The following is a 22,448-nucleotide window of genomic DNA, read 5'->3' on the forward strand; positions in this document are numbered from 1 at the left end:
GTTGGCGCCCGCGATCCGCCAAGCTTGCAAGCCGTGCGGGGTCTTGCGACAAGGCCGCATGACACAGGATCCTCGCCCCGAACCGCAGAAAAGCCCCGCCAAGACCATCCTGCGCGCCCTCGCCGGCGAGCGCCAGCCGGTGCCGCCGATCTGGATGATGCGGCAGGCCGGGCGCTACCTGCCCGAATACCGCGCCACCCGGGCGCAGGCGGGTGATTTCCTGTCGCTCTGCTACACGCCGGACCTTGCGGCCGAGGTCACGCTGCAGCCCATCCGCCGCTTCGGCTTCGACGCGGCGATCCTGTTCGCAGACATCCTGCTGATCCCGCAGGCGCTGGGGCTGGACCTTTGGTTCGTGACCGGGGAAGGCCCGCGCCTGTCCACAATCACCACGCCCGACGAACTGGCCGCGCTGAAACCGGCGGAGGCGATCCACGAGACGCTGTCGCCCGTTTATGAAACCGTCCGCATCCTGTCGCGGGAACTGCCGCGCGAGACGACGCTGATCGGCTTTGCCGGCGCGCCCTGGACGGTGGCGACCTACATGATCGCCGGGCGCGGCACCCGCGACCAGGGACCGGCGCACGCACTGAAGGACGCCGATCGCGCCACCTTCCAGGGCCTCATCGACCGCGTAACCGAGGCCACGATCCTCTACCTGTCGGCCCAGATCGAGGCGGGGGCCGAGGTCGTCAAGCTGTTCGACAGCTGGGCGGGCAGCCTGCGCGGGCAGGACTTCGACGATTTCGCGGCCGCGCCCGCGCGGCGCATCATCGCCGCGCTGAAGGAGCGTCACCCGGATGTTCCCGTCATCGCCTTCCCGCGCGAGGCAGGCGACCGCTATGTCGGCTTCGCAAAGGCCACGGGGGCGGATTGCGTGGCGCTGGACAACTCGGTGTCCGCCGAATGGGCGGCACGGAACGTGCAGGTCGATGGCTGCGTGCAGGGGAACCTCGCGCCGGGGCACATGGTCACGGGCGGGCAGGCGCTGGTGGACGCGACGCGGGCCATCGTGCGGGCCTTCTCGAATGGCCCGCATATCTTCAACCTCGGCCACGGGATCACGCCGGACGCGGACCCCGAGAACGTGGCGCTGATGATCCGCACGGTGCGCGAGGGCGCCTGAGCCGATGTGGGTCGCCGCGACCCTGATCGCCGCGCTGGCGCAGACGGGGCGCAACGCGGCGCAGGCCGGGCTGACCGCCCGCATCGGGACCATGGGCGCGACAGGCGTCCGGTTCCTCTTCGGCCTGCCCTTTGCCCTTCTGTTCCTGAGCCTCGTGGCGCTGGTCGAACCGATCCCCATGCCGAACATGACCGCCCTCGGCTATGCCGCGATGGGCGCGGTGTCGCAGGTGGCGGCGACCGCCCTGATGCTGACGGCCATGCAGCGGCGCGGCTTTGCCGTGGCGACCGCGCTGATCAAGACCGAGCCGGTGACGCTCGCCATCTTGGGGGCGGCGCTGCTGGCCGAGCCGCTGACGCCCGTGCGCCTCGGCGCCATCGCGGTGGCGACCGCCGGGGTGCTGGCGATGTCGGGCAGTGGCTGGCGGCGGGCGGGCGCCGGCCCGGCCGCGCTGGCCGTGCTGGCGGGCGGCTTGTTCGGACTGTCGGCCATCGGCTTTCGCGGCGGCATCCTGTCGCTGCCCCAGGGCGGCGAGCTGATCCGGGCGACCACGATCCTTGCGCTGTCCCTGACCTTGCAGACGGCACTGGTGGGCGTCTGGCTCGCCCTGCGGGACCGCCCCGCCTTGCGCGGGATGTGGGGCGCGTGGCGCGAGTCGCTCGGCGCGGGCTTCCTCGGCGCGCTCGCCTCGCAGTTCTGGTTCCTGGCCTTTGCGCTGGCACCGGCGGCCAATGTGCGGACGCTGGCCCTGGTCGAGGTGGTCTTCGCCGCCGCCGTCTCGCGTCACCGGCGCGAGGCGATGGGCCCGCGCCAGCTTGCCGGCATGGCGCTGATCGTGGCGGGCGTGGGGTGGCTTCTGTGGACGGCGCGCTGAGCGCTCAGACCCACTTTGCCAAGGGCGGCAGGCTCATCAGCACGGCATCGGCGTTGTGGCCGGTTTCCAGCCCGAACTTGGTCCCCCGGTCATAAACCAGATTGTATTCGGCATAGAGGCCCCGGTGGATCAGCTGGGCGTCGCGGTGCTCGGGCTCCCATTCCTGCACCATGCGGCGGCGGACCAGCGGGACGAATGCGGGCAGGAAGGCCTCGCCCACCGCGCGGGTGAAGGCGAAGTCGGCCTGCCAGTCGCCGCTGTTCAGGTCGTCGTAGAAGATGCCGCCCACGCCCCGGGCGCGTCCGCGATGGGGAATGAAGAAATACTCGTCCGCCCAAGCCTTGAAACGGTCGTAATAGTCGGTCCCGTGGGGGGTGCAGGCCGCGCGCAGGGTGCCGTGGAAATGGGCCGTGTCCTCGGGGTATTCGAGGCAGGGGTTCAGGTCCGCCCCGCCCCCGAACCACCAGGCCGAGGGGGTCCAGAACATGCGGGTGTTCATGTGGACGGCTGGCACGTGCGGGTTCTGCATGTGGGCCACCAGGCTGATGCCGCTGGCCCAGAAGCGCGGGTCATCCGCGATCCCCGGCACGCCGCGCGCGGCCATGGCGGATTGCGCGCGGGGGGCAAGCGTGCCGTGCACCTCGGACCAGTTCACGCCGACCTTCTCGAAGACGCGGCCACCCCGCATGACCGACATGATCCCGCCGCCGCCGTCCTCGGCCCGTTCAGTCGGGGTCACCGTGAAGCGGCCGGGGGGGCTGTCGGAAATCGCTTCCTCCTCAAGCCCCTCGAAGGCGGCCACGATGGTGTCACGCAGGCTGCGGAACCATTCGGCCGCCGCGCGGCGCTCGTCACTCATGTCCATGGAGCGGCCCCTTTCGTGAATTGCGGCACCCGGTGGGCCGCGCTAGCATTCCCCAACCTGATTAGAGGCGCCGCCGATGAGCCGCAACCTGACCCTGACCTCGCTGGCCTGTCTGACGCTTGCGGCCTGCGGGACGCCGCAGGAACAATGCATCAGCCGGAACACCGACGAATACCGCACCGTCTCGCGCCTGCTGGCCCAGGTCGAGGGGAACCTCGCCCGCGGCTATGCCTGGGACGAGCGGGTGGTCACGCGAACCGAGCTCGACTTCTGCCCCGCGATCCTGCGCAACAAGGATGGCGACCGCGTGCTGGTGCAGCGCAGCTGCTGGCGCGACGTGGCCGATACGGAACGCTTCCGCGTGCCGATCGACCCTGTGGTGGAACAGCGCAAGGCCGAGAACCTGCGCGGGCGGCTGGCCGCGCTGCGCCCGAACGCCGAACGCGCCGTGCAGGCCTGCCGCGCAGCCTATCCCGAGGAAGGCTAGCGCCGCTTGGGCCGCCCCGCGCCGGTCGCGGTGATGACCTTGAAGCGGTTGTCGCCGCCGATCTCCTGCACGTCCGCGAACAGCTCGGACAGCGCGGCCTCGTAGGGCAGGTGCCGGTTCGCAACCATCCAGAGCCGCCCGGCCCCTGTCAGCAGCCCCGCCGCCGCGCGGATGAAGCGCGCGCCCAGATGCGGGTCGGCAGCGCGGCCCTCGTGAAAGGGCGGGTTCATGACGACGCCGTTCACCGGCTCGGGCAGGCGAAAGGTGGTGGCGTCGGCCCAGTGGAACTGCGCGCGCGGGTCGGTCACGTTGGCCTTCGCGCAGTCCAGCGCCGCATGGTCGGCCTCGACAAGGTGCAGCACCTCGACGCCGGGGTGCTTGAGAACCTGCGCCGAAAGCCAGCCCCAACCCGCGCCCAGATCGACCATGCGCGTGGGCAGCCGGTCGGGCAGGCAGGCCGCCAGCGCGACCGAGGCCGGGTCCGGCCCGTCCGCCGAGAAGACGCCCGGCGCGGTGACGAAGCCGCCGTCCACCGTCCGCTCGGCCCCCTTCCAGTCGGGGGGCAGCCAGTCGCCGCCGGGCACGGTCACGCGGAAGATCTTTCCATGTGCGCGGGACTGCACCTGATCGACCGGCGCCAGCCCCCGCAACTCGCGCAGCATGGCATCGACGCCGTTTGTCTTCTGCCCGTCGATCCACAGCGCCGCACCCTCCTCCAGGGCGGCGGCGGCGGCGGCCACGCGCGCGCGCGCCTCGGCCCGCGCGCGGGGCAGGAAGACCACGGCGGCGTCCGCCCGGCCGTTCACCGCCGTCTGCACGCGAAAGCCCTGCGCAAGCGCCGAATCATGCGCGGGCCGGAACCCCTGCACAACCGTGGTGCGAGCCGGGTCGAACTCCGCGAGGTCCCCCGGCCCTGCCCCGACAAGCAGCACCGCACCCTCGATCGGGTCGATCAATTCAAGACGAGAGCCCGCCACTTATTCCTTTTCCATCGTGCATTGCAGCGGATGCTGCTGGCGGCGCGCAAGCTCCATCACCTGCGCGACCTTGGTTTCGGCGATCTCGTGGGAAAACACGCCGACAACCGCCACGCCCTTGCGGTGGACGGTCAGCATGATCTCGATCGCCTGGGCATGGGTCATGCCGAACAGCCGTTCGAGAATATGGACCACGAACTCCATCGGCGTGAAATCGTCATTCAGCAACAGCACCTTGTAAAGCGGCGGGCGCTGGGTCTTGGGCTTGGTCTTTGTGGCGAGATCGACGTCTTCCCTGCCTTTCGAGGGAGGGTCGATCATGCGCGGGGAATCGGTCGTCTGCGTCACGAGCGGCAAGTCCTGAATGGGCGGGTTGCCTGCGAATATAGGGCCGGCGCGGCGCAAGGGAAAGGCTGACGAACCCTGCGGACCCGAAACGCTGACGTCATGGCAAATACGCGGTTCCCGCAGCGCGTGTGGCGTGTTATTCTCGGCTTGTTAAGGAAGGGCGTGCAATCAAGAACGCGCCCGCAGGCAGAGAGACCGGGACAGTGCAAATTCTTCATCGAACCCTGATCGCGGGGTGGATTGCCCTGGTTGGCGCCCTTGTGCCGCTGACCGCGTCCGCCGCGCCCTTCGCCGCCCATGTCATGGACGGGCGCACGGGCAAGGAGATCTATTCCCAGAATGCGGATGCCCGGCTGCATCCCGCGTCCCTGACAAAGATGATGACGCTCTACATGGCCTTCACGGCTATCGAGCGGGGGCAGGTCCGGCTGGATTCCAGGTTCACGGTGACGCCCCACGCGGCGGGCCAGCCGCCTTCGCGCCTCGGGCTGCGGGCGGGCCAGAAGATCGAGCTGCGCTATCTCATCCGCGCCGCTGCGGTCAAATCCGCCAACGACGCGGCCACCGCCATCGGCGAGGGGCTCGCGGGGTCCGAGGCGAAGTTCGGCCAGCAGATGACCGCCATGGCCCGCGCGCTGGGCATGAAGAACAGCAACTTCCGCAACGCCAACGGACTGACGCAGGAAGGGCATTATTCCTCGGCCCGCGACATGTCGGTTCTGGGGCGCCGGTTGTTCTACGATTTCCCGCAGTATTACTCGATCTTCTCACGCCGCTCGGCGGACGCGGGCATCGCCACCGTGTCCAGCACCAACAAGCGTTTCCTGGACAGCTACCAGGGCGCGGACGGGATCAAGACGGGCTACACGCGGGCGGCGGGCTTCAACCTGACCGCCTCGGCCCAGCGCGGCTCCAAGCGGATCATAGCCACGGTGCTGGGCGGTCAGTCCACGGCCCAGCGCAACGCGGTCATGGCGCAGCTTCTGGATACCGGCTTCGGCAAGGCGCCGACGCGCGTGAAGGAGATCCGCCCCGAGGCGCCCGCCTATATCGTGGAACGCAAGCGCAGCGTGCAGGTGGCCCGCGCCGAGCCGCAGGCGCGCCCGCCGGTGGCCGCGGCCCGGCCGGTGAAGGGATCGACCGTCCCGGTCGAGCCCGCCCGCCGTCAGGCCGAGGCGCCCGTGCAGCCCGCGGCAGCGCCTGTCCTGGCGCAGGCCAGCGTCGGCTCGGCCCGCCCCGCGCGCAAGCCCGCAGGCGCCCCGGCGTCCGTCAAGGTGGCCTCGGCCGAGCCCGCCGCGATCGAGGCGGCGGTCAAGCTCGCCACCGCCAACGCGGCTCCGCCTCCGGCCCCGCGTCCCGGCCCCGCCGCGCAGGCCAAGGCGCCGCGCACGCTGGGTTCCACCTTCGCGGCGGCCGAGCCGAAAGAGGCCGAGCCCGCTGGCATCGCGGTCCCGCGCGTCAGCACCAAGCTGCTGGCGGCTTCGAAACCCGTGCGCAAGTCCGACGCGGTGATCCTTGCCGCGATGGAGGAAGAAGGCGACCGGTCCGAGCCCGAGGCGGTGCAGATCGTTTCGCGCCCCTCGACCAAGGGCCGGGGCAACCACGGCATCACGCTGGGACGCTTCAAGACCAAGGCCGAGGCCGAGCAGCTTCTGCTGCGCATCGCCCTTCAGGAAAGCGCCGTTCTGAACAACGCCACCCGCCGCGTCGGCAACACCCCCAAGGGATGGGAGGCGAACTTCTCGGGCCTGACCCGCGACGCGGCGCAACTGGCCTGCGACAAGCTCGCCGCCCGCTCGCAGCGCTGCACGGTGCTGGGGAACTGAGGCGGCTCTGACCTGCGACAAGAAAAGCCCGGCTTCGGCCGGGCTTTTTTCTTTCCGGTGCCAAGGCGATGCAGGGGCGCTTGCAGTGCGCGCGGGCTGGGGCAAGCGATGCGTTCACGACGGAACGGCCTGCGGCCGGAGTGCGGGCATCCGGGGCGCCAAGACGGGCGCAGGCCAGCCTCAGCTCTCAACGGAAGGCAGCTTTGCCGGGGGTTCGCGCGTTTCAGACCTGGACGAGCCTGGATCCTGACCCTGAAGGCGGCCGGTAGCCTTGATAGTTGCGGCAGCAAAGGCCATGGATCAGCCGCCTGAAGCGCGGCGACACTCGCGCCAGTTTCATGCCCTGCCCCAGAGGCCCGGAGGGGAAACGTTCCTCCGCACCTGACAAAGTAGCCGGGACGGCCCAGGAGAGGGGCGTCCGCCGCCTGCGGATTTCCACGTGCGACCGGCTCACCCTGCCCTTCGTTCCGATGGCCTCACGGCTTGGGGCGGTCGTCCCATTCGTCGCTGAGGATGCGCTGGGCGTCGCCCTTGGGGTCCTCGTACTGGCGGTTGCGCAGCGCCCAGACGAAGGCCGCGAGGCCCAGACCCCCCAGTCCCAGCGAGACGGGGATCAGGTAGACCAGAACCTCCATCAGCGCAGCCTCAGCGCGTTCAGGGTGACGCTGACGGAACTCAGCGACATGGCCAGCGCGGCGATCAACGGCGTGGCCAGCCCCGCAAGCGCGAAGGGCACGGCGACCACGTTGTAGAGGATCGACAGTGCGAAGTTTTCCCGGATGCGCCGGATCGAGGCCCGGGCCATCCCCACGGCATCCGCCACAGGGCCGAGGTCCTTGCCGACCAGCACCATGTCGGACGCGACCCGCGCCGCGTCCAGGGCGCTGGCGGGCGAGATCGAGGCATGGGCCGAAGCCAGCGCCGCCGTGTCGTTCAGCCCGTCGCCCACCATCAGGACGTGCCGGCCCTGCGCGGAAAGCTCGGCCACGGTTGCGGCCTTTTCCTGCGGGGTGACGGTCGCCCGCCATTCCTCGACGCCCAGGCGCGCGGCGATGTCGCGCACGGCGCCCGCGCCGTCGCCCGACAGGATCATCACCCGCAGCCCGGCCTTTTGCAGCCGGGCGACTGCCCGATCCGCACCGGGGCGCAGGCTGTCGGTGAAGTCGATGCGATGCACGCGCTCACCGATCCGCAGCCAGGTGGCGGCGCCGGGCGCCTCGTCTCCGGTGCCGATCCAGTCGGCGCGGCCAAGCCGCACGGGGCGGCCCTGCCAGCGCGCCTCGACGCCATAGCCCGGAACCTCGCGCAGGTCCTCGACCTCGGCCGCCTGCCCCGCGATCCCGGCCACGATGGCGCGCGACAGCGGATGGGCCGAGCCGCCCGCAAGCGCCAGCGCCACGGCGCGGCCTTCGGCATCAAGATCGGCCGCGGCCACTTGGGGCGTGCCCATGGTCAAGGTGCCGGTCTTGTCGAAAACGACGGTATCGACCTCGGCCAGGCGTTCCAGCGCGGTGCCGTCCTTGATCAGCAGCCCTTCGCGGAACAGCCGCCCCGAGGCGGCGGTGATCACCGCAGGCACGGCCAGGCCCAGCGCGCAGGGGCAGGTGATGATCAGCACCGCAGCCGCCACGTTGACGGCCACGCGCACGTCGCGTGTCATCCAGAACCAGCCGAGGAAGCTCGCCAGCGCCAGCAGATGCACAACCGGCGCATAGGCGCGGCTGGTGCGGTCGGCGATCGAGGTATAGCGGCCGCGTGCCGATTCCGCCGCCGCGACCAGAGCGGTCAGGCGGGACAGCGAGCTGTCCCGTCCGGCGGCCGTCACCTGCAGCGTCAGGGGGCCGGTCAGGTTCACCTCGCCCGCCGACAGAGCATCGCCAGGCCGGGCCGCGATGGGCACCGATTCGCCGGTCAGCAGCGAGCGGTCGATCTCGGACGCGCCCGCCGTCACCAGCCCGTCCGCGGGGACGCGGCCGCCGGGACGCACGAGGATCAGGTCGCCCGGCCGCAGGTCGGCCACGGGCACGGTTTCCTCGGCGCCTTCGCGCAGCAGGATGGCGCGGGGAACCTCCAGCGCGGTCAGCTCTTCGGCGGCCGAGCGGGCCACGGCGCGGGTGCGATAGTCGAGGTAGCGGCCGACCAGCAGGAAGAAGCACAGCATCACCACGCCGTCGAAATAGGCGTGGGGGCCGCTGTTCCAGGTCTCGAAGACCGAGATGGCGCTGGCGAGGATCAGCGCGAGAGAGATCGGCACGTCCATGCCGAGCCGCCCGGCGCGCAGCGCCCACCAGGCGCTGGCGACGAAGGGCTGGCCCGAGAAAGCCACGGTCGGCAGGGCGATGGCGCCCGAGATCATGTGGAACAGGTCGCGGGTCGCGGCATCCGCCCCCGACCAGACCGCGACCGACAGGATCATGATGTTCATGGAGGCAAAGCCCGCGACCCCGATCCGCATCAGCAGATCGCGGCCGCGCCGGTCGGCCTCGGTCGCCGTCAGCGCGCCGGGGTCAAGCTCATGCGCCTCGTAGCCGATGCGGTCCAGCACCGGGATCAGGTCGTCGGCCGTTACCCCTTCCGCGTCCACGACCACGCGGCGCAGGGACAGGTTCACCCGCGCGGCGCGCACGCCCGGCACGCCGGACAGCGCCCGTTCCACGTCGGTGATGCAGGCCGCGCAATGGGCGGTCGGCAGCGACAGGATCACGTCGCCCCGCACCGGCCCCGTGCGCGCCAGCCGCCCCGCGAGGGGCGCCACGTCGCAGGCGGGACATGCGCCGAGGCGGCTTTCGAAGTCGGTGGAAACGTCCGTCATCACTTCACCCGGCTGCCCGAGAAATGGTCGATGCGCTGGCGGAAGACCGTCCCGTCCCAGGCCTCGGCCGTCACGTTGATGTTCCAGATGCCGGGCGCCAAGGTCAACGGCGCCCGGAAGATGCCGTTCTCATAGATGAAGCGAGGGGTCTGGTCCTCGCGCACATGAGTGGGGCGGCCGACTGTGGCCGACAGCGACCTGATGCGGGCGGGGTTGCCCTGCGTGTCCTGGACCACCAGCGTCAGCTCGCGCCCGTCGTATTCGGGCGTGACGGTCCAGCCCAGTGCAGCTTGCGCGGCCCGCTCGCGGTCGAAGCGCTGCGAGGCCACGTAGCTGTTCGGCGTCTCGAGCCCCGGGAAGGTGCTGACGGCCTTGAAGGCCATCACCATGTTCACGGCGATGATGACGCCGAAGGCCGCCAGCGTGATGGCCAGCACGTGCCGGCCGGTCAGTTCCCGCGCCATTCTAGCGCTCCGTTCCCTGGAAGACCGTCTCGACCGCGGCGCGGCGGCCCGAATCCAGGTCCTCGATCCACATGGTCAGCGGCGTCTGTCCGCCCGAGGCAAGCGCCGAGCCCGGCGCGGCGGTCAGGTAGACGCGCTGGGCGAAGGTCTCGTCCGCGGGCACCGTCACCGTCTCGTGGTCGCCTTCCAGCGCGACCACGACATCCGGCAGCGGCGTGCCATCGGCGGTTTCCGCGCCCACGGAGAAGGTCTTCTCCTCGCCCTGCATGTTGCGCAGCCGCAGCTCGTAGGTGTTGCGGATCGAGCCGTCGGCCATGGTGACGTACAGCGGGTTCCTGACCGGCGAGACGTTCAGGTCGTAGGGCGAGCGCAGGAACAGCGCCACGATCAGCCCGACGCCAATCGCGCCCCAGAGGGTGAAATACAGCAGCGGCCGCGGGCGCAGCACGTGCTTCCAGAGCGATTCACCCTCCTGCCCCGTCTTCTCGGCGCTTTCATCCTTGAGCGCCATGTAGTCGATCAGCCCGCGCGGCTTGCCGATCTTCGCCATCACGTCGTCACAGGCGTCGATGCACAGCGCGCAGGTGATGCATTCCAGCTGCTGGCCTTCGCGGATGTCGATGCCCATGGGGCAAACGTTCACGCAGGCCAGGCAGTCGATGCAATCGCCCTTGAGCGCGGTCGGACTGTCGGACTTGGTGGGCTGCCCCTTGGCGATCTTGCCGCGCGGCTCGCCCCGCCATTCGCGATAGGCCACGGTCAGGGTGTTCTCGTCCATCATGGCGCCCTGGATGCGCGGCCAGGGGCAGGCATAGATGCAGATCTGCTCGCGCGCGAAGCCGCCGAAGAAGAAGGTCGTCGCGGTCATGATGGCGATGGTGGTGTAGGCGACCGGATGGGCGTTCAGCGTCACCAGGTCGCGCAGCAGCGTGGGCGCGTCGGCGAAGTAGAAGACCCAGGCGCCGCCGGTCAGCAGGCCGATCAGCAGCCAGGCCGCCCATTTGGCCGCGCGCAGGCGGACCTTGCGGGCATCCCAGCCCTGCTCATACAGGCGGATGCGGGCGTTGCGGTCGCCCTCGATCCGGCGCTCGACCATCATGAAGAGGTCGGTCCAGACGGTCTGAGGGCAGAAATAGCCGCACCAGACCCGGCCCAGGACCGAGGTGAACAGGAACAGACCCAACCCTGCCATGATCAGAAGGCCCGCCACGAAATAGAACTCGTGCGGCCAGATCTCGATCCAGAAGAAGAAGAAGCGGCGGTTCGCCAGATCGACCAGGACGGCCTGATCGGGCATCCCCGGTCCCCGGTCCCAGCGGATCCAGGGGGTGATGTAGTAGATGCCCAGCGTGACCGCCATGAGCACCCATTTGAGGTTGCGGAACTGGCCCCGGACACGGCGTGGGAAGATCGGCTCGCGCGCCGCATAAAGGCGGGGGGGTTCCTGCTCGATCGTGGACATGCTCGACTCCTGATGGGCAGGGAACGGAGGCGCCGCCCTGCCGGACCGGCGGTTGACCTGCAACGCGCCGCGAGCCCGACATATAGGACGGAACCCGGCCGATTTCAGGGACCGTTTGTCGCACCCCCCGGCGGCAACCGCGTCGCCGCCGGGATCGTTGCTGTTAAGGACCGGCCCCCCGGAAACGCGCGAATGGATCGGGGGGCCGGCAGCCCCTGCCTTGCGGCAGGGGCGTCCGGTGGGACGAAGGCGCTACTCGCCGCCGCCCAGGCCGTGGACATAGGTCGCCACGGCGCGGATCTCGGCCTCGCTGAGGCGGTCCGACCAGGCGGGCATGACGCCGAAGGGGCCGTCATGGATGATCCGGTGGATCGTCGCCTCGTCCGGCTGGCCGTCCTTGTTGTAAAGCCACACGGCGTCCGTCAGGTTCGGCGCGCCCTGGCTGCGGTCGCCGGTCCCGTCCTCCATGTGGCAGGCCGAGCAGTTGTCCTGGAAGACCGTCGCGCCCTCGGCGGCCTGCGCCTCGTCATGGGGCAGGTTCCCCAGGGCCAGAACGTGCTGGGTGACCTGCTGGATCTGCGCGTCGTCCAGGATGCCGTCCACGCCGAACTTGGGCATTTCCGAATAGCGCGTGTCGGCGTCTTCCGGGCTGCGGATGCCGTGCAGCAGGGTCAGGTGGATATCCTCGATCGTGCCGCCCCACAGCCAGTCGTTGTCCAGCAGGTTGGGATAGCCGGGGTTTCCGGCCGCGCCCGCCCCGTGGCACTGCGCGCAATAGGTGCGGAAGATCGAGGCGCCCGCGTTGTTGGCGTAGTTCAGCAGATCGGGACTGGACGGGATGTCCGAAAGGTTTGCCGCGACCAGCTGCGTCTCGATCGGGGCGTTCGCCTCGTCGAACTGCCGGATCTCCTGGGCGACGACCTCGCGCTGGGTGGTGCCCAGCAGGCCCGAGGTGTTGTCCCGGATCAGCGGTATCGCCGGATAGGCGATCACGTATCCCAGCGCCCAGACAATGGTGGCGTAGAAGGTCCACAGCCACCAGCGCGGCAGCGGGTTGTCGTATTCCTCGATCCCGTCCCAGCTGTGGCCGGTGGACTTCACCTCGGCGATCATCTTGCCCGGGCGGCGGGTGACCTTGCGGCGCCCGGCGCGGCCGCCCCGCGGCTTCACGCCCGTCAGCACCTCGGGCATGTTCTCGACGATCTGCTCGGCGTTTTCCCGGTCGGCCTTGCGCCGGTCCACCGAGATGCGGTTTTCCGGGTTGGCAGGGGACTCGTGCGGGTCGTTCAGGTCGGCGCCGATGTTCTCGGCCACCTCGCGCTCGCGCGGGGTCGGGGGCGGGTTCTCGTCTTTCGGATCGGCCATCACTCGACCTCCTTGCGGTTCGCCCCGGTCTCGGCCTCGGTGGGCTCGGGGGCGGGTCTTGTCTCGTTGCGGAAGATGCTTTCGGCGGCGTCGCGGTGCAGCCGGCGCGAGCCGGGCCGCCACACGAACAGGACCACGCCGATGAACACCAGGGTCAGCGCCAGCAGCACCCAGCTGTCGGCAAGCTGGCGCAGGAAGGAATAGCGGTCCATTCCCCCGGCACCCTCAGCGATGCTCGTCCGGCTGGAAGGTCGAGAAATCGACCATCGTCCCCAGAACCTGCAGATAGGCGATCAGCGCGTCCATCTCGGTCACGCCCGCCTGGCGGTCGAAGTTGCGCGCCTGCGCGCCGGGATAGCGTTCCTGCAGCCCCGAGGCGTCGAGGTCGGGGTCGGCCTGCGCCAGGAAGTCGGCGCGGGCCTCGGTCACCATGTCGTCGCTGTAAGGCACGCCCACGCGGCGGTCGGCGACCAGCCGGTCCTCGATATAGGCCGGGTCGATGGGGCGGTGACGCAGGAAGGAATAGCCCGGCATGATCGATTCCGGCACGACCGAGCGCGGGTCGTTCAGATGGTCGATGTGCCATTCGTCCGAATAGCGCCCGCCCACACGGGCCAGGTCCGGCCCGGTGCGCTTGGACCCCCACTGGAAGGGGTGGTCGTACATCGATTCCGCGGCAAGGCTGTAATGGCCATAGCGCTCGACCTCGTCCCGCATGGGCCGGATCATCTGGCTGTGGCAGACATAGCAGCCCTCGCGGACATAGATGTCGCGGCCGGTCAGCTCGAGCGGGGTGTAGGGGCGCATCCCCTCCACCTTCTCGATGGTGTTTTCCAGGTAGAACAGGGGGGCGATCTGGACGATGCCGCCGATGGTCACCACGAGGAACGAGAACACCAGAAGCAGTGTCGCGTTCTTCTCGAGGATCTTGTGGTGGTCGAGAATGGCCATGAAAGATCCCCTTCCTTATTCGGCCGGAACGGCAACGCGGTTCGACGCGATGCGCGGCTGCCTGGCGACCGTGGCCCAGAGGTTCCAGGCCATGATGATCCCGCCGGCCAGGTAGAAGACGCCACCCAGCGTGCGGACGACCAGCATCGGATACTTGGCGATGACGGTGTCGGCGAAGGCGTTGACCAGGAAGCCCTGGCTGTCCACTTCGCGCCACATCAGGCCTTCCATGATGCCCGACACCCACATGGACGAGGCGTAGAGCACGAGGCCGATGGTCGCGAGCCAGAAGTGCCAGCTGACGGCGGCGGTCGAATACAGCCGCTCACGGCCCCAGAGACGCGGCGTCAGGTAATAGAGCGCGCCGAAGGTGATCATGCCGTTCCAGCCCAGCGCGCCGGAATGGACGTGGCCAATGGTCCAGTCGGTATAGTGCGACAGCGAGTTGACGGCCTTGATCGACATCATCGGGCCTTCGAAGGTCGCCATGCCGTAGAAGCCGACGGCCACGACCATCATCCGCAGGATGGGGTCCGTCCGCAGCTTGTCCCAGGCGCCCGACAGCGTCATCAGGCCGTTGATCATGCCGCCCCACGAAGGCATCCACAGCATGATCGAGAAGACCATGCCCAGCGTCGAGGCCCATTCGGGCAGCGCGGTATAGTGCAGGTGGTGGGGGCCCGCCCATATGTACATGAAGATCAGGGCCCAGAAGTGGATGATCGACAGCTTGTAGCTGTAGACCGGGCGCTCGGCCTGCTTGGGGATGAAGTAGTACATCATGCCCAGGAAGCCGGCGGTCAGGAAGAAGCCCACCGCGTTGTGGCCGTACCACCACTGGGTCATGGCGTCCTGCACGCCCGCGAACAGAGGCACCGACTTGGACCCGAACAGGCTGACGGGCATCGCCAGGTTGTTGACGATGTGCAGCATCGCGATGGTCACGATGAAGGCCAGGTAGAACCAGTTGGCCACGTAGATGTGCGGCTCGCGCCGCTTCATGATCGTGCCGAGGTAGATCAGCAGGTAGACGACCCAGACGATCGTCAGCCACAGGTCCACGTACCACTCGGGTTCGGCGTATTCCTTGGAATGGGTCGCGCCCAGGATATAGCCCGTCGCCGCCAGGACGATGAACAGGTTGTAGCCCCAGAAGACGAACCAGCCGGCGTTGCCGCCCCACAGCCGCGTCGCGCAGGACCGCTGGACCACGTAGAACGAGGTGGCGATCAGGGCGTTGCCGCCGAAGGCGAAGATCACGGCCGAGGTGTGCAGCGGGCGCAGCTTGCCGAAGTTGGCAAAGCCCTCCAGCGCGTCCGAGAAGTTCAGCGACGGCCAAGCCAGCTGCGCGGCGATCACCACGCCCACGAGGAAGCCCACCACGCCCCAGAAGGCGGTGGCGATCACCCCGGCGCGGATCGGGCCGTCGAGGTATTCGGACGGCGCGCCGGCCAGCGCCAGCTTGCGGTCCGGGTTGTCCATGGCCCGCAGCACCCACAGGAACGCCAGCCCGGCGGCCAGCATCACTGTGAGGGCGTTGACCTGATATGCCAGATCGCGCGCATAGTTGGCGGCGATCGCGGCAAAGACCGCGATCACGCCAAGCACGATCAGCTTGAAGCTATCCCACATCGTGTTCGGTGTCCTTTGTCTGGAAACAGCGCAGGTCCGAATCGCCGAAGGGCGATCCGGGTGGGCCGTCTTGGCCGTGACCTTTATGGGCGGAATGTGGTGCAAACCTTGATCTGGGTCAACAAAACGGGGCACCCCTGCATCATACTGTCACACCGCGATCCGCAGGGGCCGTCACAGCAGGAGCCAAGCCAATGGGCTACAAGACCATCCTTACCGTCATCACCCAGGCCGGACAGACCGCGCAGCTTGAGGCGGCGGTGGCGCTGGCGCGGCGCGAGGACGCCCATCTCGAGGTCTTCGCCGTGGGCGTGGACCACACCCAGACCGGCTACTATTACGCGGGCGCCTCCGCCTATGTCTTCCAGGAGGCGATCGACCGCGCCATGGCTGCGGCCGAGGCGCTGGAAACCGGGGTCCGCGCCGAGCTTGCCCCCGAGGACATCCGCTGGTCGGTCGAAAGCGCGGTCGCCCAGATGGGCGGCGTCTCGACCCTGATCGCCATGCGCGCACGCTTCGCCGACCTGGTCGTGCTGGCAAAGCCCTATGGGCCAAAGGCCGCGCCCGATGCCGAGGCGGTGCTGGAAGCCTCGCTTTTCGAGGGCGGCGCCCCGGTGCTGGTCCTTCCGCACGAGAATGTCGCCGTCGAGACCTTGGGCAAGCGCGTCCTGGTGGCCTGGAACCAGTCGGACGAGGCGCTGCACGCCATCCGCCGCGCCCTGCCCGTCCTGAAGGCGGCCGAGGCGGTCGAGATCGCGGTCGTGGACCCTTCGCCCTATTCGCCCGAAGGCTCGGACCCCGGCGGGAAGCTCTGCCAGATGCTGACGCGCCACGGCGTCAAGGCCGAGATCGCGGTGCTGGCCAAGACCCTGCCCACCGTGACCGAGGTGCTGAACCGCCGCGCGGCGGAAACCGGGGCCGACATGCTGGTCATGGGTGCCTACAGCAAGTCGCGCCTGCGCGAGGCGATCATGGGCGGCGCCACGCGCCACATGCTGGAACGCGCCACCCTGCCCGTCCTGATGGCACGCTGAGCACGGACCCGCGCGCCGGCGTCCGCCGCCGGTGCGGCGTCAGGCGGGCAGCCCGCCGTCGGAATCGTCGCCGCTTTCCAGCACCAGCCGGTGGAAGTCGGGCACGATCACGCGGCGGTTGCCTTCCAGCGTGATGACCCCGTCGCGCTTCAGTGCCGAGATCTGGCGGCTGACCGTTTCCAGCGTCAGGCCCAGGTAGTCGGCCATCGTTTCGCGCGTCAGCGGCAGGTCGATGCGGACACGACCCTGGGGGCGCGTCTCGTGCAGACCCGCCTCGCGGCGCGCCAGAAAGGCGATGAACGAGGCGATCTTTTCCCGCGCCGACTTGCGGCCCAGAAGCAGCAGCCATTCCCGCGCCGCGTCCAGGTCGTCCAGCGTCATGTCCAGAAGCCGGGCGGCGATACGGGGGCTGGACCGCAGCAACTCCTCGAAAGGCTTGCGGCGGAAGCAGCAGAGCGTCAGGTCCGACAGCGCCGTGACCGTATAGGCCGAGGCCGAGCGCCCCGGCCGCCCCAGGAAGTCCGAGGGCAGCAGCAGCCCGACCATCTGGGTGCGCCCGTCCTCCATCGTCTGGGACAGGCCCGCGACGCCCTGGACGACCGAGGCCACGAACTCCATCCGTTCGCCTGCAAGGGCCACGACCTGCCCGGCCTCGTAGCGGCGATAGTACTTGGTGGCGTCCAGCCGGCTCAGCTCGGGCGCCTCGCAGCTGGCGCAGACGGCCCGGTACCGGATGGGGCAGTCCTCGCACGGGACCTGCAGGCCCTGGCAGGAGTCCTGCGATTTCAGTTTGACCTGCGTCAATGTTCTTTCCCGCTTTGAGTGAAATACCTAGGCCCATGGAACAGGAATCGCAACTGACCCGGCTGGGGCTGTTTGACGCGCGCGTGCCGCGCTATACGTCCTACCCCACCGCCCCGCACTTCAAGCCCACCGTGGGACCGGCCGATTTCACCGACTGGATCCACGCGATCCCGGCGGGCGGATCGATCTCGCTTTATATGCATGTGCCCTTCTGCCGCAGGCTCTGCTGGTTCTGCGCCTGCCGGACGCAGGGCACCCAGTCCGACGCCCCCGTGCGCGCCTATGCCGACATCCTGCTGGCGGAACTGGAGCTGCTGAAGGCGAACCTCGCCCCCGGCGTCAGGCTGTCGCGCCTGCACTGGGGCGGCGGCACGCCCACGCTGATGCCGCCTGACATGATGCGGCGCGTGGCGGGCGCGGTCTTCGACGCCTTCCCGCTGGCGGAAGGGGCCGAGTTCTCGGTCGAGATCGACCCCAACGAAATCGACGAGGCGCGGATGGACGCCTTGGCCGAGGCGGGACTGACCCGCGCCTCGATCGGGGTGCAGGACTTCGACCCCGAGATCCAGAAGACCATCGGCCGCGACCAGAGCTTCGAGGTGACGGCCGAGGCCGTGCGCATGATCCGCGACCGCGGGATCCGAAGCCTCAACACCGACATCCTTTACGGCCTGCCGCACCAGACGCCGCACAGGATTTCGGATTCGATCCAGAAGCTGATGGCGCTGTCGCCCGACCGGATCGCGCTTTACGGCTATGCTCATGTCCCTTGGATGGCCAAGCGGCAAGTGATGATCCCCGACGAGGCCCTGCCCGACGCCCCGGCCCGGCTGCGGCTCTTCGAGGTCGCCCGCGATCTGCTGGTCGCGGACGGCTATGACGAGATCGGCATCGACCACTTCGCCCGTCCCGGCGACGGGCTGGCGGTGGCCCAGAAGGCCGGGCTGCTGCGCCGGAACTTCCAGGGCTACACGGACGACCAGGCGCAGGTGCTGGTCGGCATGGGTGCCTCGTCCATCTCGCGCTTCCCCCAAGGCTATGCGCAGAACGCCCCCGCCACCGGCGCCCATGTCAAGGCGATCCGCGAAGGGCGCTTCTCGACCACCAAGGGCCATGTCTTCACCCCCGAGGACATCTGGCGCGCCCGCATGATCGAGGCGCTGATGTGCGACTTCCGCATCTCGGCCGAGGAGTTCACCCGCAACCACGGCTTCACCCCCGCGGCGCTGGCCGACCTGTTCGCACCGGTCAGGGCGCAGTTCGGCGACATGGTGACGGTGGACGAGACCGGTCTGTCGATCCCCGAACGCGGCCGCCCGCTGACGCGCATGATCGCGCGGATGTTCGACGGCTACGAGATGGAGGCCAAGGGCCACAGCCCGGCCATCTGACACCTGCCGGACCGGGGGCCAGCCCCCGGACCCCCGGGATATTTGGACAAAGAAGAACTCCCGCCTCCTGGGGCATGTTCTTCTTTGTGGAAGTATCCTCGGGGGGAGTCGCCGCAGGCGACGGGGGGGCAGACAGCCCCCCTGCCGCGATGACGAAGGATCAGCGGCCTAGCTTGGCGTGAACCTCGTCCAGATCGACCTCGCCCTTGGGCAGCTTGTTGTCGGGGTTGTCGAAGTCATAGCGGAACAGCTGGAAATCCTTCTTGTAGATTTCCCAGACCAGGTGGCGCGACAGGTCGTCGAAATAGTCGCTGACCTTGTGCAGGCGCTTGGGGCCGTGGCCCTCGGATTCGTTGAAGCGCGGCACCTCGTTCACGTCCAGCTTCACCGGGGTCTCGGCGGCGTCCAAGACCTTCTGCATCCCTTCGTTGAACTTCTCGGTGAAGAAGATCTGGTCGTAGCGGCCCCCGTTCACGATGAAGGTGGCGATATGGCCCGACATGGCCGACCAGTGGATGTCCGGCTCCATCGGGCGGCGCCAGCGGATGGTGTCGCGCGCGAACAGAAGGAAGCGGCGGAAGCTGGTCACCTGGTCGAAGTCGAAGTTGTCCTCGGGGCTGCCCACCTCGACGCCGTAGCGCTGCATGATCTGCGGGATCAGGTTGCCGCGATAGCGCTTGCCGTTGCGCTGGATGCCCGCGATCTTGTCGAAGAAGGACGACAGGATGCGCGCGTAAGGGTTGCGCACGCAGGTGAAGGACACGGGCTTGCGCGCCTTTACCGCCCCCTCGATCGCCCCCTGGCTCGCCTCCTGGTTCCACTTGTGCAGGCCGGAGGTCGAATCGTGGATGTCGCCGTCGAAATAGCGCCCATGGTCCGAGAAGAACATGATCTGCCCGATGGTCGAGCAGGCGCATTTCGGCACCACCCGGTAGGCCATGCTTTCGCTTTCGGTCATCCAGGTGCCGGGAAAGGCCATGACGGGCATCCTCTGTCAGTTGAGCGGCGGCTTGTTCCTGCCCATAAAATCGTTATGCACCCAAGGCAACTCGCTACGGTTGAATTGTCACGATCAGGCATGCGCTGCGCCGGTGCTCGCCCTGGACGAAGTGGACCCGGAACATGGCCCGCATCGCCTTCATCCTGCTGTGCCACAAGGATCCCAAGGGGATCATCGCTCAGGCCCAGCGACTGACGGGATCGGGAGACTTCGTCTCGATCCACTTCGACGCGCGCGCGAACCCGGCCGATTTCGACATGGTCCGCCATGCACTTGCGGACAACCTTGGGGTGACCTTCGCCGCCCGCCGCCTGAAATGCGGCTGGGGCGAATGGTCGCTGGTCGGCGCCACGCTGGAAGCCGTGCGCGCCGCGGTCAGGGCGTTTCCCTCGGCCACGCATTTCTACATGCTGTCGGGCGATTGCATGCCGATCAAGTCGGCTGCCTATACGCATGAGTTCTTGGACGCCCACGACCTCGATTACATCGAGAACTTCGACTTCTTCGAAAGCGACTGGATCAAGACCGGCTTCAAGGAAGAACGGCTGATCTATCGCCACTGGTTCAACGAGCGCACCCAGAAGAAGCTGTTCTACGGCAGCTACGAATTGCAGAAGCGGCTGGGCCTGACCCGGCAGGTGCCCGCCGACATCCAGGTCATGATCGGCTCGCAATGGTGGTGCCTGCGCCGCCAGACGATGGAAAAGGTGCTGGCCTTCTGCGACGCGCGGCCCGACGTGGTGCGCTTCTTTCAGACGACCTGGATCCCGGACGAGACCTTCTTCCAGACCATCGTCCCCCATGTCGTGCCCCGGCGCGAGATCCGGCCGCGCACCCTGACCTTCCTGATGTTCACCGACTACGGGATGCCGGTGACCTTCTACAACGACCATTACGACCTGCTGCGGGGCCAGGACTATCTGTTCGCCCGCAAGATCAGCGGCGAGGCGATCGAGCTGCGCGAGCGCCTGGGCGCCCTGTGGAAGGCCGACGACACGCAGTTCGCCATCTCGAACGAGGCGGCGGGGCTTTACCGCTTCCTGACCCAGCGGGGTCGGATCGGCCGCCGCTTCGGCCAGCGCTTCTGGGAGGCCGAGGGCTCGCTGGGGCGCGGCCGGACGCTGATCCTGATCGTCGCGAAGAAATGGCACGTGGCCAAGCGCCTGACCGCCGCCATCCGCTGGCACACGGACATCCCGGCGGTGAACTACCTGTTCAACGAACTCGACGCCGAGCTGCCCGACATGGGCGGGATCGAGACGACGCTGGCCAAGCGCGAACGCCACAGGCGCGCGCTGGTCAAGATGCTGTTCGTGCTGTTCGACAAGCCCTGCATCGCCATCTGCCTTGACACCTCGGCCTTGGGGCTGATCCAGGACTTCCTGGAAGACAAGGCCGACACCCGCGTCCTGCTGATCGACTCGGAATTCGACGAGGACTATGTGCGCGGCCATATCGAGCGCGTGGGCCTCGCCGGCCGGCACAGCGCGCCCGATCACCTGAACCGCCTGATCCCCGCCGTGCGCAGCGACCTCGAACACGAGGCCGAGCGCATCCGCGACCTCGAGATCGAGGGGTTCGAGACGATCTCGCGGAACAAGGGCGAGCGGGCGAATGCCGCCGCCCTGCAACAGCTGCTGGGCGTCACCCCTGAAGTTGCGGCAGAACTGGCACGCACCCCGAATCTGTTCGACGACTGAGGAGCCCGCCATGAGCTATGACACCAGCAACATCTTCGCCCGCATCCTGCGCGGCGAGATCCCCAACGACACCGTGGCCGAGAACGAACACGCGCTGGCCTTCCGCGACATCCGCCCGCAGGCGCCGGTCCATGTGCTGGTGATCCCGAAGGGTCCTTATGTCAGCTACGACGACTTCGCGGCCAATGCCTCGGACGCCGAGATCGTGGGCTTTCACCGGCTGGTGGCGCAGGTCGCGCAGTCCGAGGGGCTGTCGCTGGCCGAGGGCAGCCAGGGCTTCCGCGCCATCACCAACGCAGGCACCCATGGCGTGCAGGAGGTGCCGCATTTCCACCTGCACCTGCTGGGCGGCCGCCCGCTGGGCCGGATGCTTCAGGCGGGCTGAGGCGCCCGCGTCAGCGTCAGGAACACGTCCTCGAGGTCGGGTTCCTCGGTCGCCACGTCGATCATCGGCACGCCTCCCTGCCGCAGCGCGTCGATGACCTGGTGCGCCTCGATCCCCCCCATGGGCCAGGTCAGGGCGATGCGGCCGTCGCGCCGCTGCGCCTCGACCCCCGGCGGCAGGGGCGGCAGCCCACCCGTCCATGGGCCGGGGTCGATCAGCAGCGTCTTGGACCCTGCGCGCGCCAGCAGATGTCCCGTCGGCTCCTGCACGATCTTGGCGCCGTAGTTGATGATGGCGATCTCGTCGCACATTTCCTCGGCTTCCTGCAGGTAATGGGTCGTCAGGATCACGGTCATGCCCTGCGCATTCAGCTTGCGGACGTTGGTCCACAGCATGTCGCGCAAGCCGATGTCCACGCCCGCGGTCGGTTCGTCCAGCACCAGGATGCGCGGGCGGTGGACCAGCGCCTTGGCCAGCAGAAGCCGGCGTTTCATGCCGCCCGACAGGTGGCGTGAATAGCTGTTGGCCTGATCCGACAGGCCCACGAGTTCCAGGATCTCGTCCGTCCAGCGGTCGGCCTTGGGGACGGCGTAAAGCCCCGCCTGCACCTCGAGGCTCGCGCGCGGGGTCAGGAAGGGGTCGATCACCAGTTCCTGCGGCATGACGCCGATGGCGGCGCGGGACTGGCGCGGGTTCACGTCCTGGTCGAAGCCCCAGATCTCGACCCGGCCCGCCGTCTTGTTGACCAGCCCCGCAAGGATGTTGATCAGCGTGGACTTGCCCGCCCCGTTCGGGCCCAGCAGACCAAAGATCGACCCGCGCGGCACCACCAGGTCCACGCCCTTCAGCGCCTCCTTCGCGGGCGCCTCGCCCGAGGCCGCATAGGTCTTGCGCAAGCCGGTCAGGCGGATCGCGGCGTCAGGAGGGGTGAAGGCTTTGGGCATG

22 protein-coding genes are annotated in these 22,448 nt (G+C 68.5%); 8 read left to right on the forward strand and 14 right to left on the reverse strand.

The genetic code is table 11. From position 1 onward, the window contains the following. The first annotated feature begins 58 nt into the window (after nt 1-58). Both hemE and ACFFII_RS05210 read left to right on the forward strand, forming a co-directional pair. Nucleotides 59-1,126 (forward strand): uroporphyrinogen decarboxylase, encoded by a 1,068-nt coding sequence (hemE, locus tag ACFFII_RS05205; protein ID WP_377697828.1) that lies wholly within the window; start codon nt 59-61, stop codon nt 1,124-1,126. 4 nt (nt 1,127-1,130) lie between these two features. After that, nucleotides 1,131-2,000 carry an EamA family transporter gene (locus ACFFII_RS05210; RefSeq protein WP_377697830.1) on the forward strand — a complete coding sequence of 290 codons (870 nt, stop codon included), beginning with the start codon at nt 1,131-1,133 and terminating at the stop codon, nt 1,998-2,000. 4 nt (nt 2,001-2,004) lie between these two features. Here ACFFII_RS05210 and hemF read toward each other — a convergent pair whose 3' ends face one another. Further along, nucleotides 2,005-2,865: an oxygen-dependent coproporphyrinogen oxidase gene (gene hemF / locus ACFFII_RS05215; RefSeq protein WP_377697831.1), complete on the reverse strand. Its 861-nt coding sequence runs from the start codon at nt 2,863-2,865 to the stop codon at nt 2,005-2,007. Between the two features lie 76 nt (nt 2,866-2,941). Between hemF and ACFFII_RS05220 the strand changes: the two genes are divergently transcribed. Beyond that, on the forward strand, nt 2,942-3,352 hold the full coding sequence (locus tag ACFFII_RS05220) for a hypothetical protein (protein WP_377697832.1): 411 nt from the start codon (nt 2,942-2,944) through the stop codon (nt 3,350-3,352). On the opposite strand, the gene ACFFII_RS05225 is transcribed toward ACFFII_RS05220, so the two are convergent. Then, on the reverse strand, nt 3,349-4,308 hold the full coding sequence (locus ACFFII_RS05225; protein WP_377697833.1) for a class I SAM-dependent methyltransferase: 960 nt from the start codon (nt 4,306-4,308) through the stop codon (nt 3,349-3,351). The two genes, ACFFII_RS05220 and ACFFII_RS05225, sit on opposite strands and share 4 nt — an antisense overlap. A gap of 21 nt (nt 4,309-4,329) precedes the next feature. Further along, nucleotides 4,330-4,650, reverse strand: a complete 321-nt coding sequence (gene clpS, locus ACFFII_RS05230) for an ATP-dependent Clp protease adapter ClpS (RefSeq protein WP_090754489.1) — start codon at nt 4,648-4,650, stop codon at nt 4,330-4,332. A gap of 230 nt (nt 4,651-4,880) precedes the next feature. Here clpS and ACFFII_RS05235 point away from each other — a divergent pair, with 230 nt between their 5' ends. Further along, nucleotides 4,881-6,503: a serine hydrolase gene (locus ACFFII_RS05235; protein WP_377697834.1), complete on the forward strand. Its 1,623-nt coding sequence runs from the start codon at nt 4,881-4,883 to the stop codon at nt 6,501-6,503. A gap of 476 nt (nt 6,504-6,979) precedes the next feature. Here the strand turns inward: ACFFII_RS05235 and ccoS are convergent, their stop codons facing one another. The 8 genes from ccoS to ccoN form a co-directional block, all read right to left on the reverse strand. After that, nucleotides 6,980-7,138 carry a cbb3-type cytochrome oxidase assembly protein CcoS gene (gene ccoS / locus ACFFII_RS05240; RefSeq protein WP_377697835.1) on the reverse strand — a complete coding sequence of 53 codons (159 nt, stop codon included), beginning with the start codon at nt 7,136-7,138 and terminating at the stop codon, nt 6,980-6,982. Beyond that, a complete protein-coding gene (locus ACFFII_RS05245) occupies nt 7,138-9,315 on the reverse strand; it encodes a heavy metal translocating P-type ATPase (RefSeq protein ID WP_377697836.1) in 2,178 nt (725 codons plus the stop codon). Before ACFFII_RS05245 ends, ccoS begins: the two co-directional genes overlap by 1 nt. Further along, complete coding sequence (locus ACFFII_RS05250) at nt 9,315-9,779, reverse strand: FixH family protein (protein WP_377697837.1); 465 nt, start codon at nt 9,777-9,779, stop codon at nt 9,315-9,317. The genes ACFFII_RS05245 and ACFFII_RS05250 overlap by 1 nt, the downstream gene beginning before the upstream one ends. A 1-nt stretch (nt 9,780) precedes the next feature. Then, on the reverse strand, nt 9,781-11,241 hold the full coding sequence (ccoG, locus tag ACFFII_RS05255) for a cytochrome c oxidase accessory protein CcoG (RefSeq protein WP_377697838.1): 1,461 nt from the start codon (nt 11,239-11,241) through the stop codon (nt 9,781-9,783). Between the two features lie 252 nt (nt 11,242-11,493). Next, the gene (ccoP, locus tag ACFFII_RS05260; protein WP_377698177.1) at nt 11,494-12,354 is read right to left on the reverse strand and encodes a cytochrome-c oxidase, cbb3-type subunit III; all 861 of its coding nucleotides are present in this window, start codon (nt 12,352-12,354) and stop codon (nt 11,494-11,496) included. A gap of 251 nt (nt 12,355-12,605) precedes the next feature. Next, on the reverse strand, nt 12,606-12,818 hold the full coding sequence (locus ACFFII_RS05265) for a cbb3-type cytochrome c oxidase subunit 3 (protein ID WP_090754396.1): 213 nt from the start codon (nt 12,816-12,818) through the stop codon (nt 12,606-12,608). A gap of 13 nt (nt 12,819-12,831) precedes the next feature. Next, nucleotides 12,832-13,557 carry a cytochrome-c oxidase, cbb3-type subunit II gene (gene ccoO / locus ACFFII_RS05270; RefSeq protein ID WP_377697839.1) on the reverse strand — a complete coding sequence of 242 codons (726 nt, stop codon included), beginning with the start codon at nt 13,555-13,557 and terminating at the stop codon, nt 12,832-12,834. A gap of 15 nt (nt 13,558-13,572) precedes the next feature. Continuing rightward, entirely contained in the window at nt 13,573-15,189 is a 1,617-nt protein-coding gene (gene ccoN / locus ACFFII_RS05275; protein WP_377697840.1) for a cytochrome-c oxidase, cbb3-type subunit I, read from the reverse strand. A gap of 194 nt (nt 15,190-15,383) precedes the next feature. Between ccoN and ACFFII_RS05280 the strand changes: the two genes are divergently transcribed. Then, the gene (locus ACFFII_RS05280) at nt 15,384-16,223 is read left to right on the forward strand and encodes a universal stress protein (protein ID WP_377697841.1); all 840 of its coding nucleotides are present in this window, start codon (nt 15,384-15,386) and stop codon (nt 16,221-16,223) included. 39 nt (nt 16,224-16,262) lie between these two features. Here ACFFII_RS05280 and fnrL read toward each other — a convergent pair whose 3' ends face one another. Beyond that, on the reverse strand, nt 16,263-16,985 hold the full coding sequence (gene fnrL / locus ACFFII_RS05285; RefSeq protein WP_377698178.1) for a transcriptional regulator FnrL: 723 nt from the start codon (nt 16,983-16,985) through the stop codon (nt 16,263-16,265). 77 nt (nt 16,986-17,062) lie between these two features. Between fnrL and hemN the strand changes: the two genes are divergently transcribed. Beyond that, entirely contained in the window at nt 17,063-18,418 is a 1,356-nt protein-coding gene (gene hemN, locus ACFFII_RS05290; RefSeq protein WP_377697842.1) for an oxygen-independent coproporphyrinogen III oxidase, read from the forward strand. A 160-nt stretch (nt 18,419-18,578) separates the two neighbouring features. On the opposite strand, the gene ACFFII_RS05295 is transcribed toward hemN, so the two are convergent. Then, entirely contained in the window at nt 18,579-19,397 is an 819-nt protein-coding gene (locus tag ACFFII_RS05295; protein ID WP_377697843.1) for a sulfotransferase family protein, read from the reverse strand. A gap of 143 nt (nt 19,398-19,540) precedes the next feature. Here ACFFII_RS05295 and ACFFII_RS05300 point away from each other — a divergent pair, with 143 nt between their 5' ends. Both ACFFII_RS05300 and ACFFII_RS05305 read left to right on the forward strand, forming a co-directional pair. Then, on the forward strand, nt 19,541-21,118 hold the full coding sequence (locus tag ACFFII_RS05300; protein ID WP_377697844.1) for a DUF5928 domain-containing protein: 1,578 nt from the start codon (nt 19,541-19,543) through the stop codon (nt 21,116-21,118). Nucleotides 21,119-21,128: 10 nt separating this feature from the next. After that, nucleotides 21,129-21,503 carry an HIT domain-containing protein gene (locus ACFFII_RS05305; RefSeq protein WP_377697845.1) on the forward strand — a complete coding sequence of 125 codons (375 nt, stop codon included), beginning with the start codon at nt 21,129-21,131 and terminating at the stop codon, nt 21,501-21,503. Here ACFFII_RS05305 and ACFFII_RS05310 read toward each other — a convergent pair. Continuing rightward, nucleotides 21,491-22,447, reverse strand: coding sequence for an ABC transporter ATP-binding protein (locus ACFFII_RS05310; RefSeq protein WP_377697846.1), 957 nt, complete (start codon nt 22,445-22,447; stop codon nt 21,491-21,493). The genes ACFFII_RS05305 and ACFFII_RS05310 overlap by 13 nt on opposite strands. Nucleotide 22,448: the final 1 nt, after the last annotated feature.

It is taken from the genome of Paracoccus niistensis (genome assembly GCF_042432925.1).
Taxonomy (GTDB): domain Bacteria; phylum Pseudomonadota; class Alphaproteobacteria; order Rhodobacterales; family Rhodobacteraceae; genus Paracoccus; species Paracoccus niistensis.